12 protein-coding genes are annotated in these 14,887 nt (G+C 52.8%); 11 read left to right on the forward strand and 1 reads right to left on the reverse strand.

From position 1 onward, the window contains the following. Positions 1-26: 26 nt before the first annotated feature. The 10 genes from glmS to GJJ30_RS05925 all read left to right on the forward strand — a co-directional run bounded on the left by glmS (position 27) and on the right by GJJ30_RS05925 (position 13,398). Complete coding sequence (glmS, locus tag GJJ30_RS05880) at positions 27-1,880, forward strand: glutamine--fructose-6-phosphate transaminase (isomerizing) (RefSeq protein ID WP_154174149.1); 1,854 nt, start codon at positions 27-29, stop codon at positions 1,878-1,880. A gap of 125 nt (positions 1,881-2,005) precedes the next feature. Then, a complete protein-coding gene (locus GJJ30_RS05885; protein ID WP_154174151.1) occupies positions 2,006-2,377 on the forward strand; it encodes a Rid family detoxifying hydrolase in 372 nt (123 codons plus the stop codon). Positions 2,378-2,476: 99 nt separating this feature from the next. Next, positions 2,477-4,009, forward strand: a complete 1,533-nt coding sequence (gene gltX / locus GJJ30_RS05890) for a glutamate--tRNA ligase (RefSeq protein WP_154174153.1) — start codon at positions 2,477-2,479, stop codon at positions 4,007-4,009. A 106-nt stretch (positions 4,010-4,115) separates the two neighbouring features. Further along, a complete protein-coding gene (locus GJJ30_RS05895) occupies positions 4,116-4,358 on the forward strand; it encodes a hypothetical protein (RefSeq protein WP_154174155.1) in 243 nt (80 codons plus the stop codon). A gap of 52 nt (positions 4,359-4,410) precedes the next feature. Beyond that, a complete protein-coding gene (locus GJJ30_RS05900) occupies positions 4,411-5,190 on the forward strand; it encodes a TIGR00266 family protein (protein WP_154174157.1) in 780 nt (259 codons plus the stop codon). Between the two features lie 103 nt (positions 5,191-5,293). Continuing rightward, positions 5,294-5,584, forward strand: coding sequence for a hypothetical protein (locus GJJ30_RS05905; RefSeq protein ID WP_154174159.1), 291 nt, complete (start codon positions 5,294-5,296; stop codon positions 5,582-5,584). A gap of 104 nt (positions 5,585-5,688) precedes the next feature. Beyond that, positions 5,689-6,279, forward strand: a complete 591-nt coding sequence (gene gldD / locus GJJ30_RS05910; RefSeq protein WP_310588195.1) for a gliding motility lipoprotein GldD — start codon at positions 5,689-5,691, stop codon at positions 6,277-6,279. A gap of 138 nt (positions 6,280-6,417) precedes the next feature. After that, the gene (locus GJJ30_RS05915) at positions 6,418-7,092 is read left to right on the forward strand and encodes a hypothetical protein (RefSeq protein ID WP_154174163.1); all 675 of its coding nucleotides are present in this window, start codon (positions 6,418-6,420) and stop codon (positions 7,090-7,092) included. 372 nt (positions 7,093-7,464) lie between these two features. Beyond that, positions 7,465-10,029: a TonB-dependent receptor gene (locus GJJ30_RS05920; RefSeq protein WP_154174165.1), complete on the forward strand. Its 2,565-nt coding sequence runs from the start codon at positions 7,465-7,467 to the stop codon at positions 10,027-10,029. A 309-nt stretch (positions 10,030-10,338) separates the two neighbouring features. After that, positions 10,339-13,398 (forward strand): ATP-binding response regulator, encoded by a 3,060-nt coding sequence (locus tag GJJ30_RS05925; RefSeq protein WP_154174167.1) that lies wholly within the window; start codon positions 10,339-10,341, stop codon positions 13,396-13,398. 72 nt (positions 13,399-13,470) lie between these two features. Here GJJ30_RS05925 and GJJ30_RS05930 read toward each other — a convergent pair whose 3' ends face one another. Then, positions 13,471-14,442 (reverse strand): aldo/keto reductase, encoded by a 972-nt coding sequence (locus GJJ30_RS05930; protein ID WP_154174169.1) that lies wholly within the window; start codon positions 14,440-14,442, stop codon positions 13,471-13,473. Between the two features lie 88 nt (positions 14,443-14,530). Here GJJ30_RS05930 and GJJ30_RS05935 point away from each other — a divergent pair, with 88 nt between their 5' ends. After that, on the forward strand, positions 14,531-14,830 hold the full coding sequence (locus tag GJJ30_RS05935; RefSeq protein WP_154174171.1) for a putative quinol monooxygenase: 300 nt from the start codon (positions 14,531-14,533) through the stop codon (positions 14,828-14,830). Positions 14,831-14,887 lie beyond the last annotated feature (57 nt).

The following is a 14,887-nucleotide window of genomic DNA, read 5'->3' on the forward strand; positions in this document are numbered from 1 at the left end:
ACAACACCATTTAATTTCAAAAGCCTATGTGTGGAATTGTCGCTTATGTTGGATACCGCGAGGCCGCTCCGCTGATTCTGAAAGGACTGAAACGACTGGAATACCGGGGGTACGACAGCGCGGGGGTTGCCCTGCTCGATGCCGAAAACGCAGGCCAGACCGGTTTACGGGTATACAAGAAAAAAGGCAAGGTTGCTGATCTCGAAAATGAACTGGCAGGGAAGGAGTTGAACGCCAACATCGGTATTGGCCATACCCGCTGGGCCACCCACGGCGCACCGAACGATGTGAACGCCCACCCGCACGAGTCGCACGACCGGAAACTGGCGATCATTCACAACGGTATTATCGAAAACTACGCTGCGATCAAACAGAACCTGCTCCGAAAAGGCCACGTTTTTCGCTCCGAAACCGATTCTGAAGTACTAATTCAGTTTATTGAAGACATTCGCAAGGAAACCGGTTCTTCGCTGGAGGAAGCCGTGCGTCAGGCTTTGCAGGAAGTGGTCGGCGCCTACGCCATTGTGGTCATTTCGGAAGATGATCCAACGCAACTGATTGCGGCCCGCAAAGGAAGTCCGCTGGTGATTGGGGTAGGGGAGAACGAATATTTTTTCGCGTCGGATGCTACGCCAATCATCGAGTACACCAAGGATGTGGTTTACCTGAATGACCTCGAAATTGCCGTGGTGCGCGCCGGGGAACTGAAGGTGATCACCCTCGACAATACGCAGACCACGCCCTACATTCAGAAAGTGGAACTGGAGCTGGAAGCCATCGAAAAAGGCGGTTTTGAGCATTTCATGCTGAAGGAAATTTTCGAGCAGCCGCGTTCCATTGCCGACAGCATGCGGGGCCGCGTTCGGGCCGACGAGGGGCATCTGCAACTTGGCGGTTTGCGCGATTACCTCGATCAACTCGCGGCTTCAAAACGGATTATCATTGTCGGTTGCGGAACCTCCTGGCACGCCGGTTTGGTGGCCGAATATATTTTTGAAGAACTGGCCCGCATTCCGGTCGAAGTAGAATACGCGTCGGAATTCCGGTACCGCAATCCGATCATCGCCGAACGCGACATCGTGATTGCCATTTCGCAGTCGGGGGAAACGGCGGACACGCTGGCAGCCATCGAACTGGCAAAATCGAAAGGAGCCACGATTTTCGGGGTTTGTAACGTGGTGGGCTCGTCCATCGCGCGGGCCACGCACGCCGGGGCGTACACCCACGCCGGACCCGAAATCGGGGTGGCCAGTACGAAAGCCTTTACGGCGCAGGTGACGGTTTTGACGCTGATTGCGCTGGAAGCTGCCCACAAAAAAGGCACGATTTCCGATGCGGTTTTTCGCCAGCTGCTCGCGGAAATGGAGCAGATTCCGCTGCTGGTCGACAAGGTGCTGCAAAACGCCGAAAAGGTGAAGGAAATCGCGTACATTTTTACCTACGCCCGGAATTTTATCTACCTGGGCCGGGGGCTTAATTTCCCGGTGGCCCTGGAAGGCGCGTTGAAACTGAAAGAGATCTCGTACATCCACGCCGAAGGCTATCCGGCGGCTGAGATGAAACACGGCCCGATTGCGCTTATCGACGAAGACATGCCGGTGGTGGTGATTGCCACGAAAGACAGTTCGTACGAAAAAGTGGTTTCAAACATTCAGGAAGTGAAAGCCCGCAAAGGCCGGGTGATTGCGGTCGTCACCGAAGGCGATACCCAGATTCGGGAAATGGTCGATTTTGTGATCGAAATTCCGCCGATTCACGATATGCTGATGCCGCTGATTTCGGTCATTCCGCTGCAATTGCTGTCGTATTACATTGCCGTGATGCGGGGCCGCAATGTCGATCAGCCGCGCAATCTGGCCAAGTCGGTAACGGTGGAATAGCGAAATACGGTTTTGAGCGCAGCGACCTGTAGGGTTTTTAAAACCCTACAGGTCGCTTTTTTTTACCAAACGATGGTTTTGATTGTTAACTTGCAGCCCGATTTGCTTCCAATCATTTCTTACGTATGTCAACCAGAAAAATCATATTTTCCCCCGACGCTCCGGCGCCCATCGGCCCTTACAACCAGGCCGTTATGGTGAACGGGACGTTGTATGTGTCCGGACAGATTGCACTCGATGTGGCGTCGTCCGGCGATATTCAGGCCGAAACCCGCAAAGTCATGGAGAACATCGGCGCCATTTTGAAAGTGGCTGAACTCGGTTTCGAGCATGTCGTAAAGGCTTCCATTTTTGTGAAAGATCTGACTAACTTCGGAGCGATCAACGAGGTCTACGGCAGCTTTTTTACGGCCGATCCGCCCGCCCGCGAAACGGTGGAAGTGGCGCGTCTGCCGAAAGATGTCAATGTGGAAATCTCCGTTATTGCGGTTCAATAAATAATGTAACTGTTTCGCGGAGTCGAGCGGAGGATCGAGAGGTAAGCAGAGTTTAACTTCTGCCTTCCGCAGATAACCTGATGAAATAATCGATCAAAAATGTCTCAACAAGCTGAAATACGCGTTCGTTTTGCTCCCAGCCCCACCGGGCCGCTTCATATTGGCGGGGTGCGAACGGCTTTATATAATTACCTGTTTGCCCGGAAACACGGCGGGAAAATGCTGCTCCGGATCGAGGATACGGACCAAAACCGCTTCGTGCCCGGGGCCGAAGATTACATTGTCGAAGCCCTGAAATGGGTCGGAATCGAGATTGACGAAGGATTGACCGTGGGCGGCCCAAACGCACCCTACCGGCAGTCGGAGCGCAAAGCGATTTACCGCGAATACGCCGAACAACTGGTTTCGGAAGGCAAAGCTTATTACGCGTTCGATACGGCGGAAGAACTGGAAGCCATGCGGAAACGCATGGAAGAAGCCAACGCTCCGGCGGCTCAGTACAATTCCATCACGCGGCTTCAGATGAAAAACTCGCTGACGCTGAAACCGGAGGAAGTGAAAGCACTGATCGAATCGGGGAGCCCGTACGTGATTCGGCTGAAAGTACCCAAGAAGGAAGACGTCCGGCTGAACGACCTGATTCGCGGCTGGGTAGTGGTGCATTCGTCGCAGATCGACGATAAGGTGCTGCTGAAATCGGACGGGATGCCGACGTATCACTTGGCCAACATCGTCGATGATCACCTGATGGGCATTACGCACGTCATTCGCGGGGAAGAATGGTTGCCGTCGGCTCCGCTGCACGTGTTGCTGTACCGGTTTTTGGGTTGGGAAAAAACCATGCCGCAGTTTGCGCATTTGCCGCTTTTGCTGAAACCGGATGGCAACGGAAAGCTCAGTAAACGCGATGCTGATCTGGGCGGTTTTCCGGTTTTCCCGCTTCAGTGGAAAGATCCGTTCTCCGACACGGTGGCGCGCGGTTTTCGCGAAGACGGTTACCTGCCCGATGCGCTGGTTAACTTTCTGGCTTTTCTGGGCTGGAATCCCGGCACGGAGCAGGAAATGTTTACGATGGATGAACTGATTCAGGCCTTTAGTCTGGAGCAAATCAATAAAGCCGGGGCGCGGTTCGATATTCAGAAAGCAAAGTGGTTCAACCACGAATATTTGCGGCAGCAGCCGAACGAGCAACTGGCCGAAGCAATTGTGCAACAGGCGGCAGCCGACGGAATGGATTGTTCGCTGGAAAAAGCGGCCAAAATTGCCGGTTTGCTGAAAGAGCGGGTCAACTTTGCCAGTGAGATTTACGCGGAGTCGGCGGTTTTTTTCCGGGCACCGCAGAGCTACGATCCGGCGATTGTGTCGGGCAAATGGAACGAGGAAGCCGTTCGTGCTTTGACCGCATTTAAAGATGCATTAACTTCGGTAGCCGAACCGCTGACGGCCGAACTGGCGAAAACCACGCTGGCCGAAACGATGACCGCTATTGGGATTAAACAGGGCAAAATCATGCAGGCGCTGCGGCTGGCCATCACCGGCGTCGGTGCCGGGCCGGACCTGATGATCACCCTGGAAATCATCGGCCGGCAGGAAACCGTCGACCGCTTGCAGAAAGCGCTTAAAGAATTATGAATGATGGATTATGGATGATGAACGATGAGTTAATTGAGCGTCGTTAATTCATCATTCATAATCCATAACCGCGCGGGCGGCCCCGTCATCATTTACTAAAAAGAACATGGCAAAGAAAGTCACTAAACCCGAAGACCAGCCGAACGAAAAACCGCGGGTTCATAAAGAACTGGAAGGTTTCGACATCAAAATCAACACGTTCGGCGAGATTACGAACAGCTACGACATTGATAAAATCAATGCGTTTCTGAACAAAACCGTTGACGATAAAAAACTCCGGAACCGCAAGGATCTGAAAGACGGCGAAAAAGGTGAGGAGGAGGAATACGAAGATGGCGAAGAGGAGTAGTTCAGTTTCCCCAGAGTTAATCCGTACTATTAATCTGTAATTCATACTTTTCATGCGTTCTCACGAGATTGATTACAAGATCATCGGCGAAGACATTCAGGTCGTTGAAATCGAACTGGACCCGAACGAAACCGTCATTGCCGAAGCCGGAGCCATGTTATTCATGGAAGACGGTATTCAGTTTGAAACCAAAATGGGCGATGGCTCGCAGGCTACCCAAAGCATTATGGGCAAGCTGTTTCAGGCCGGATCTCGTCTGCTGACGGGCGAGTCGCTTTTTATGACGCACTTTACCAACCGCGGTTATGGCAAGCGGAAAGTGGCGTTTGCAGCTCCGTACCCGGGGACTGTCATGCCGATCGACCTGGCCAAAATCTATGGAAATCAGCTGATTGTGCAGAAGGATGCCTTCCTGTGCGCGGCTCTGGGAACCCAGATTAACATTCACTTCAACCAACGGATCGGCAGCGGTTTTTTTGGCGGTGAAGGCTTTATTCTACAGCGGCTTCAGGGCGACGGTATGGCGTTTATTCACGCCGGTGGCGTGGTGATGGAACGCCAATTGAACAACGAAACGCTGCGGGTCGATACGGGCTGCGTCGTTGGGTTCGAGCCTTCGATCAGCTTCGACATTCAGCGTTCCGGCGGGTTGAAATCCATGATTTTTGGCGGAGAAGGCCTTTTTCTGGCCACATTGCGTGGCACCGGAAAAGTATGGATTCAGTCGATGCCAATCTCGAAACTGGTCGATCGGCTGTCGCCAGGCGGAGGACAGGCCCGCAAAGAGGGTGGCTCCGTGCTCGGCGGTTTAGGGAATTTATTTGAGGATTAATCGGTTGACTATGATTACGGTGATTGAAATGATGAACGTGATTTTCTTGTCTAAATCAATCTCATCATTTCAATCACCGTAATCATAGTCAGATAATAATGTTATGGAAATCATTTGCGTAAACGACAACTTTCCGGCGCCGGTTTTGGCGTTTTATGCCGAATTTGGCGTCCAGATACCGAAAGCGGATCAGATGTACACGGTTCGGATGGTGAAGCGGCATACCAACGGCGAAACTGGGGTATTGCTGAGTGAAATTCAGAATCCGGACGTTCCGGTGCGTCACCCGGTTTTAGGCGAGGTCTGGTTTGAACCAACCTTCAACATCAATCGGTTTCGGACCTTGCTGGGGCTGCCCGTTCGGCAGGAAGAACTGGAGATGATCAACTCCTAATGACTTATGCATCTGGCTGGTTACAAAAACCGGCCGGAATTGAACCGCCCGGCACGAAACCGCCGGGCTTTTTCGTTTACGTTCTGGTGTAACTGTTAACTCCTGTGATCAAATCTCTTTTTGTTATCTGTGCAGTTTTGCTGGCTGCCTGTGGCAGTCGCGATGCCGACAATTACGTTCCCAAACCCAAAGGCTATAACCGCATCGACCTGCCAGCGCACCGGTATCAGGCGTTGAAAGAAGCCCATCCCTACACGTTTGAATATTCCAGACAAGCCCGTATTCTGCCCGACACGTTCCGGGGTGCGCAGCCGCACTGGATTTTTATCAATTACCCCGCCTTCAGCGCCAGCGTGCAGTTGACGTATCATCCGGTGCAGCACAACGAAAAACGGCTGGCAGGCATGATTGCCGATTCGTACAAACTGGCGGCCATGCACAATGAAAAAGCCTACGCATTCAAGGAAGAAGTGATTCAACTCCCGAGCGGTTTGAAAGCCGATTTGCTTTCCATTACGGGCGAAGTTCCGAGTCAGTTGCAGTTTTTTACGACCGACACCACCACGCATTTCCTGCGGGGAGCGGTTTATTTCAACGTCGCGACCCGCAACGACTCGCTGGCCCCGGTGATCGATTACCTGCGGAAAGACGTTCTGCATTTGCTGAAAACGCTGCGCTGGAATTCCAAAATTTGAGGACGGAAAAACCCTTGGTCCGATAAAGAGTTTTATTGCGAAATGTTCATGTATTTCGTATCTTTATAGCCCTTTTCGGGAAGTAACCTCCTGACATTCATGAATCCCGGCGCACGGTTCGCCAGACGATAAAACACGATGAGACGCACAAAATTTAATCCGAATCAATTTCAGATCGACTTTCTGGCTGCGTTTCGGCGTATGCTCGTTAGCCTGGGGGATTCACAGAACTCGCCCGTCAATGAGACGATTTTTGTCAAGCTGAGTGACCAGTGGGAAAATAACCGCCAGCTCCCGGCCGACCTGCTGTTTCAGAAAAGTCCGGTAGAAGCCGTCGTATACCGGTTGTCGAAGTCCGACGATCGGCTGCAGTTTCCCGAAGAACTCATTGCGGGTGATCTGCGCGGTGTTCCGGGTTTGACCGGTTTTGCCGCCAAATTCCGCGAGCAGGGCTGGGTCATTCTTCCCAACGAGCTAACGGGTGCTTATAAACAACTGTATTTGCATATCCTGACGGCTGCGGTCGGTCTGGATCATTTATACACCAACCGCAACGAACTGCTGGTCGAAGCCGAACGCGTGGCGCTGGCGGCTCTGTTGCCCGAAACCGAAATCCGGAGCTTCTTCGGTGTGCGGCTTTCCCGTTTCCCGGACAGTTTCCGTATGGATGTGTCCAACTATTTCAACCTGCCATTCGAATACGTTCTGAAACGGGCGCATCAATTGGAAATTATTTCTGACACCGTGCTGGAAGGAGCGAAAAATGATGCCCTCCGTTCGACGCGCCGGACACAGGTGAAAAAAGTTGCCTGATTTTGGCTGTAATCCGGCAGTAATATAATTATTTAAAGAATATACGGTTTTTGCCAAAACTTTCAGTGCCATTAGTTGCAAATCGCAACGTGGCACTCTTTTTTTGCACAAAAAACTACTAAGTCAATAGATTAGGAGTGATTTTACTCCTACTAGTCTATCTAAAAAAGTAGTTGCTATCTGTCAATCCATCAGACTCATGAAAAAATCAGTGTACAATTCTCCTCGATAGCTGCGATGTTGCTGATGCAGCTTGCTTAAGCTTCTGAATCAGTCTTTACCTCTTCATTCTATTCGTGATTGAAGCCAAAAAATCAAGAAAATTCCTATAAATTCTATAGGAATAATGAATTAAACAATTGGTAAGCCACAATGCAACGATTTTTAAAGCTCACTTTGTTACTTGGAGTCCTTCTGACACCTTTACTTCTATCCGCCCAAAATGCCCCCATTGTCAATGCAACGATTTCCGGGAAAGTGCTTGATGCACGCAACAATGAACCCCTGATCGGCGCAACGGTTTCGATCAAAGGAACCACCAACGGCGCTGCAACGGACGCCAACGGGGATTTTAACCTGGTTACCGGCCAAAAATTACCTTTTACACTGGTTGTATCCTTTGTCGGCTACGTCAAAAAGGAAGTTGTGATCAACGAAAGTAAGGTTGAAATCAAACTGGATGTGAACACGACGCAACTGGAAGATGTCGTCATTTCCTCGCGTCGCCGTCAGGAATCCGCTCAGGAAGTGCCCATTCCCATTTCGGTGATCGGAGGGCAGCGGGCCGAAGACGCCGGTGCTTTTACCGTAAACCGGCTTAAAGAACTCGTTCCTTCGGTACAGTTATATGCTTCGAATGCCCGGAATACGACGCTGAACATTCGCGGTCTGGGATCGACCTTCGGGCTGACCAACGACGGCGTTGACCCGGGCGTTGGTTTCTACGTTGACGGGGTTTACTACGCCCGTCCGGCGGCTACGGCCCTCGACTTTATCGACATCGAACGCGTCGAAGTTTTGCGGGGGCCACAGGGAACGCTTTTCGGCAAAAATACCACGGCGGGTGCGTTCAACATTACGACGCGAACGGCCAGCTTCACGAACAGCGGTAACTTTGAATTAAGCTACGGTAACTTCGGATTCATTCAGGCGAAAGGATCCATCACGGGGCCGTTGAGCAAAAAACTGGCCGCCCGCGTTTCCTTCACAGGTACGCAGCGGAACGGTTTATTTTTCAACACGCATACCCAACTTCCCATCAACGACATTAACAACATTGGGGTCAGAGGTCAGTTTTTATACACTCCGACCGAGAATGTACAGATTACGGTGATCGGTGACGTTTCAAACCAAAAACCGACGGGCTACGGCTGGCCGGTTGCGGGCGTAGTAACTACCCAGCGGGCCGCTTATCGTCAGTTCAATGCCATTATTGCCGATTTGAATTATAAACTTCCGTACACCAGCGCGTTCGACCGCATCGTGGATCTGGACACGCCTTCAAAAGCGGATAACCAGTTGGGTGGAGTTTCGGTCAACGCCGATATTAAAATTGGGAACGGAACGCTGACCAGTACGTCGGCCTGGCGTTACTGGATATGGACGCCATTGAATGACCGCGATTACATCGGTTTGCCGGTCTTTACGATCTCTTCCGGTAATTCCAAACACGATCAGTATTCGCAGGAAATCCGGTATTCCGGTAAAGTTTCTTCGAAGCTGAGCGGGGTGGTTGGTTTGTTCGGCCTCTGGCAGGACCTGAAATCCGATCCGGTGCAGACGGAAGAAGCCGGGTCGGCCCAATGGCGGTTTGCCCAGAGCTCAACCAGCGCCCTCTGGAAAACGCCCGGTTTGTTTGACAACTTTGGTATCCGGACTACGAACGAAATCAAAAGCACCAGTTTGGCCATCTTCGCACAGGCTGACTGGGCCATCACCGACAAACTGCACGTCTTACCCGGTGTGCGCTACAATTACGACAAAAAAGTGGTTGATTACAGCCGGGTGACCTACGGCGGGTTGCAAACCACGGATGCCGCCCTGATCGCCCTGAAAAACGGCGTGTATACCAACCAGGCTTTCAACACGAATTATGCGAAAGGGAACTTCTCCGGACAGTTGTCGCTGCAATACAAAGTCAATACCAATTTCAATGCCTACGCGACGTATTCCGTTGGTTATAAGCCCATTGGTGTAAACGTAGGCGGTTTGCCAACAGCCAATGGTCAGGTTTTGATTGATCTGGCGAACGTAAAACCGGAATACGTAGATCACAAGGAATTTGGTATCAAAACCAAACCCTCGGGCAATTCGGTGTTGAACCTGACGTTCTATCGCTCCGATATTAAGGATTACCAGACGCAGGTCCAAACGCCGGAACCGGGCGTAAACCGGGGGTATCTGGCCAACGCCGAAAAAGTACGGGTGCAGGGTGTCGAACTGGACGGGAATATCCGGTTCACTAACCTGGTGCTGAATGCCGCCGTGGCTTATACGGACGGCAAATATGTGAGCTTCAAGAATGCTCCGGTGCCGCTGGAGGAAGTCGGTGGCGCACAGGCTTTCAAGGATATTTCGGGAGGAGTACTGCCGGGTATCTCCAAATGGTCGGGCTCGGTAGGTGGTGAAGTAACCGCCAAGGGATCATTGATTGGCCTGAAAGGGAATTACTTTCTGGGCATTGACGAATTTCTCCGGTCGGAATTCTCCTCAAGCCCCTCGCCGTCAAAGTACCTGAACATCGATGGCTACGGATTGACCAATGCCCGGCTGGGTTTCAGAGCTTCGAACGGTTTGACCGTTTTCCTGTGGACCCGGAATCTCTTCAATAAAAACTATTACGAGCAATTACTGGCGGCTCCCGGCAGTTACGGCCAATACGCCGGTATTGTGGGCGACCAGCGGACTTACGGTATAACGTTGCGGTATTCATACTGAAATAAAGCGTTGTAGACTAGTTATTTTCGACAACAGCGGGGCTGGCTTGAAACGAACGGTTTTGGGCCAGCCTCGCTGTTGTTGGCGGTTTAAAAACACCTCCATGTCCGAAATAAAGGCGGTTTTTCCCTGAACTGCACCTCCCGTCCAGGTGCCGGTCCGGGTGCTCCAAAGCATCGCCAGCCGAACAACCTGCCAGCCGAACTGGGTAGTTTCTTGTATGCCTTCGAACTAAATAGCTATTTTAGCATTGGCTTAGGACTGATGGGTAGAAAGGACATTATTGTCAGGGTTAAAAGGCAACCACGAATGAATCTTGCTGAATCAACAGAATTATTTTTGGCCGGGGGGGGCGAAATGGGGCAGCTGATCCGCACAATGGACTGGTCTAAAACCCCGTTGGGACCCGTTCATACCTGGCCCCAGAGTCTTCGAACGTCGGTGAGTTTGTGCCTTTCTTCGACCTTTCCCATTCTGATTGCCTGGGGGCCGGAAACCATTCAGATTTACAACGACAGTTACCGACCCATCTGCGGGGCCAAACACCCCGAATCGATGGGGCAAAATTTTCGGATTTGCTGGGAAACCGCCCTGCCGGTGGTTGGCGACGCGTTCACCCGGGGGCAGCAGGGCGAAGGCACCTACATCCACGATCAGCGGATGTTTCTGGATCGGTACGGATATCTGGAAGAAGCATTTATGACGTTTTCATTCGCGCCGATTCGCGATGAAACCGGCGAAGTAGGCGGTATTTTCCACCCCATTACCGAAACGACCGATAAAATGCTCAGCGCCCGGCGGACCCAGGTGCTGCGGGATGTGGCCGCCCAAACCGCTCAGGCAAAAACCAATCAGGAAATTTACGATCGGTTACAGGCGGCCCAGCCGGAAATTGCCCTCGATTTGCCGTTTTTGCTCTTTTACGAACTTTCGCCGGATGGGCAACTGGCCAGATTAGTGAGCAGCAGCGGTTTATGGCCCGACGAGACGCTGCCGGCCGACCTTCTGGAGCTTCGGATCGATTCGACCGATTGGCTATCGGATATCACCCAGCCCCGCGTTGTTGAAAACCTGGCCGCGCAGATCGGTCCGCTGCCGAGCGGGCCGTATCCCGAGATTCCCCATACCGCGTTGCTGTTGCCGATTATCATACCGGCTCAGTCGCAGCCCGCGGGTTTTCTGCTGGCGGGCGTCAGTTCCCGGCGGGCGCTGGATGCCGAATATCGGACCTTTTACGACCTGATGGCGAACACCATCAGCACGGCCTTTTCAAACGTGTACGCGTATCAGCAGGAGCAGCAGCGGGCCGAAGCGCTGGCGACCATCGACCGGACCAAAACCGCTTTTTTTAGCAATGTCAGCCACGAATTCCGGACACCCCTGACCCTGATGTTAGGTCCGCTGGAGGAACTACTCCAATCAGCCCAATTTCAGACCTCACCGTATCAGTCATCGGTGGGAGCGGCTTACCGGAATGCGCAGCGGCTGCTCAAGCTGGTTAATAATCTCCTGGATTTCAGCAGGATCGAAGCCGGGCGGATCAACGCCCATTACCGTCCCGTTGATTTGGGAGCGCTAACGACCGATCTGGCCAGCAGCTTTCGGTCCCTCGTCGAACGAGCCGGTCTGGAACTGGAAGTTGATTGCGACAGCGTGCAAACCGCCGTGTACGTCGACGCGGATAAATGGGAAAAAATCGTCCTCAACCTGTTGTCCAACGCCTTTAAATTTACCTTGCAGGGCCGTATTTGCATCGGCCTGAAGGAGGAAGAAGAGGCTGTTGTCCTGCGGGTTTCGGATACGGGCGTGGGGATTCCGGCCCGCGAACTTCCCCGGATGTTCGAGCGGTTTCACCGCGTCGAAAATGCGGGCGGGCGGACGTTCGAAGGCAGCGGGATCGGCCTTTCGCTGGTGCAGGAGCTGGTGCATTTGCACAGTGGGACCATCGCCGTCAGCAGTGAAGAAGGGAAAGGCAGCGTGTTTACCGTAACCGTTCCGTTGGGGAAAAAACATTTACCGGCTTTGCAGGTGAGCGAGGAGGAAGGGACGAATCAGCGAAGCCACCTGGCCGATTCCTTTATCGAGGAAGCCAACAGCCTGCTGGTCGAAACAAAACCGCTTCTGGCACAACCTGAGAAACAAGCCATTTCCGAATCCGAAGGGTCGATTCTGGTGGTTGATGATAACGCCGACATGCGGGCCTACCTGACCCGTCTGTTATCCCCGTATTTTGAAGTGCAGACGGCGATGCACGGAGCGGATGCGCTCGATCAACTGGCTGGGCTGAAGCCCCAGCTGATTCTGAGTGATGTCATGATGCCCGTCATGGACGGAAAACAATTGCTGCGGCAGCTCCGGCAAAACCCCACTACGGCTTCGATTCCCCTGATTTTTTTGTCGGCCCGCGCCGGACAGGAAGCCCGGATCGATGGGCTGGAAGCGGGCGCGGATGATTACCTGGTGAAACCTTTTTCGGCGCTGGAACTGCTGACCAAAGTGCGGACGCAAATCAGTCTGGAAGGCTCCCGTCGTCAGGCAACCCAGGCGCTGGCCGATAGTGAAGCGCGCTACCGCCAGTTGTCGAAGGACCTCGATGAACAGGTTCAGCAGCGAACCGCCGAGTTACAGGCACTGGTCATGGATCTGCAACGTTCCAACGACAACCTCCAGCAGTTCGCCTACATTGCTTCCCACGATTTGCAGGAACCGCTTCGGAAAATTCAGTCGTTCAGCGGTATTCTCCAGCAACAGTTTGGTCCCGAACTGGGCGAAACGGGTCAGGATATGCTGCTTCGGATGGCTTCGGCCGGTGAGCGGATGTCGACGCTCATTCGGGACCTGCTTACCTATTCCCGCATATCGACCCGCCAGCAGGCATTCGGGCCGGTTTCGCTGGGAGGTATCGTCAGCAAAGTGCTCAGCACGCTGGATTGGATCATCAGCCAACGAAATGCCCAGATCGAAGTGGGTCATCTGCCCGTTGTGAAAGGCGATGAAACGCAGTTGGGACAATTGTTCCAGAACCTGCTTTCCAACGCCCTGAAGTTTACGCCGGTAAACCAGACGCCCCGGATTTCCATCCAGTGCGCCGAGCGTGACGCGACCGATCTGCCACCGGGAATTCGCCCGACCAGCAGCGCAACGCGGTTTTTTGAGATCAGCGTGAGCGATCAGGGAATCGGTTTTAATATCAAGTATCTGGACCGGATTTTTCAGGTATTTCAACGGCTGCACGGCAAAGGCGATTACCCCGGAACGGGCGTGGGGCTGGCCATCTGCCAGCGGGTGGTCGGCAACCACGGCGGGGCCATCACTGCCACCAGCGAGCCGGGGCAGGGAGCGACTTTTTTCGTGTACCTGCCGCAGTAAACCGGTTTTTGCTTCGGGACCAAGGGAAGCAGTAACGGGTTTGCCACCGCTTCCTTCGGTCTCAAAAACGTTCTATTGACTCCACTCCGTCGGGGTCCGATCCCAGCGGTGGCCTTTCAGCTCCCGGAGTAAATCGTTTGATAAACCGTTGCCGTCGCTGGCGGCCATGTTGGCCTCAACGTTGCGGAGTTTGCGCATACCGGGAATGGTCGTGGCCACATCCGGATTTTCCAGAATAAACCGCAAAGCCATTTCGGGAAGTGTCATTCCGGCCGGAATCAGCGGTTTTAAGGCGTCGGCATGGTCGATGCTGGAATGGAGGTTTTCCGGTACGAAATACGTCGAACGCCAGTCGTCCGCCGGGAAGGTGGTTTCTTTAGTGAGCGTTCCGGTCAGTGTGCCTTCGTCGAACGGCACGCGGGCAATGACGCCGATGTTCAGCTCGCGGCAAAGCGGGAACAGATTGTCTTCCGGCGCCTGATCGAAAATGTTGTAGATCACCTGCACCGCGTCGATCAGATTCGTGCGAAGCGTATTCAGGCAGTTATCTGGTTCCCAGCGGTTTACTGAAATTCCCCACGCCTGAACCTTCCCCTGCTGCGTCAGTTTTGTAATGGCTTCTTTCCACTCATCGTTGTCGGCCCAGTCGTCTTCCCAGACGTGAAACTGCTGCAAATCAATCGTTTCGACGCCCAGGTTTTTCAGGCTTTTTTCGGTGTATTCAACAATGTAATCAGCGGGAAAAACATCCTTCAGGGCGAACTCCGGTTTCGACGGCCACTTGCGGTTTTTGGGTGGAATTTTGGTGGCCACATACAGCCGTTTGTCGCTGTAGCGCTTCAGCAAATCGCCCAGAATCCGCTCGCTCAGTCCCTCGCCGTAGCCCCAGGCGGTATCGAAGAAATTACAACCCAGTTCAACCGAACGGTCGAGTGCCTGATCGACTTCCTCGCGTTCAGACCCGGTCCAACCGGCCAGGCCCCACATGCCGTAGCCTATTTCACTCACTTGCCAGCCAGTCCGGCCAAACGTACGATATTGCATTTTTCAATTAAGAGTTAATAATTAAAAGTTAAAAGTAACGGATCAGGAAGTACTTTTAATTTTTAACTCTTCATTTTTAGCTAAAATAATGTTGATTCGTATCGTTCGAATGAGTTTTCAGGAGCGGAGAACCGCAGATTTTCTGGCTATTTTCGAGGCATCCAAACAGAAAATCCGGACGTTTCCCGGCTGTCTTCACCTTGAATTGCTCCGTGACCTTGACCAGCCGGCGGTTTTTGTGACCTACAGCCACTGGGAATCGCCGGAAGCGCTGGAAAAGTACCGCCGGTCGGAGCTGTTCAAAACCACCTGGGCCGCTACCAAAGTGTTGTTTGCCGAGCGGGCAACGGCCTATTCGGTGGAAAAGCTGGAAACCGTAAGTCCCTGAAAGAAAACCGCTTAAAAATGTATCTTTTCAAATTCTATGTGGTATTTTGCTAAGAAA

It is taken from the genome of Larkinella terrae, from assembly GCF_009668025.1.
Lineage (GTDB): Bacteria > Bacteroidota > Bacteroidia > Cytophagales > Spirosomataceae > Larkinella > Larkinella terrae.

Bases quoted from the DNA above. Each gene is read 5' to 3' on its own strand.
- glmS (WP_154174149.1), top strand. From the start codon at position 27: ATGTGTGGAATTGTCGCTTATGTTGGATACCGCGAGGCCGCTCCGCTG.
- GJJ30_RS05885 (WP_154174151.1), top strand. From the start codon at position 2,006: ATGTCAACCAGAAAAATCATATTTTCCCCCGACGCTCCGGCGCCCATC.
- gltX (WP_154174153.1), top strand. From the start codon at position 2,477: ATGTCTCAACAAGCTGAAATACGCGTTCGTTTTGCTCCCAGCCCCACC.
- GJJ30_RS05895 (WP_154174155.1), top strand. From the start codon at position 4,116: ATGGCAAAGAAAGTCACTAAACCCGAAGACCAGCCGAACGAAAAACCG.
- GJJ30_RS05900 (WP_154174157.1), top strand. From the start codon at position 4,411: ATGCGTTCTCACGAGATTGATTACAAGATCATCGGCGAAGACATTCAG.
- GJJ30_RS05905 (WP_154174159.1), top strand. From the start codon at position 5,294: ATGGAAATCATTTGCGTAAACGACAACTTTCCGGCGCCGGTTTTGGCG.
- GJJ30_RS05915 (WP_154174163.1), top strand. From the start codon at position 6,418: ATGAGACGCACAAAATTTAATCCGAATCAATTTCAGATCGACTTTCTG.
- GJJ30_RS05920 (WP_154174165.1), top strand. From the start codon at position 7,465: ATGCAACGATTTTTAAAGCTCACTTTGTTACTTGGAGTCCTTCTGACA.
- GJJ30_RS05925 (WP_154174167.1), top strand. From the start codon at position 10,339: ATGAATCTTGCTGAATCAACAGAATTATTTTTGGCCGGGGGGGGCGAA.
- GJJ30_RS05930 (WP_154174169.1), bottom strand. From the start codon at position 14,442: ATGCAATATCGTACGTTTGGCCGGACTGGCTGGCAAGTGAGTGAAATA.
- GJJ30_RS05935 (WP_154174171.1), top strand. From the start codon at position 14,531: ATGTTGATTCGTATCGTTCGAATGAGTTTTCAGGAGCGGAGAACCGCA.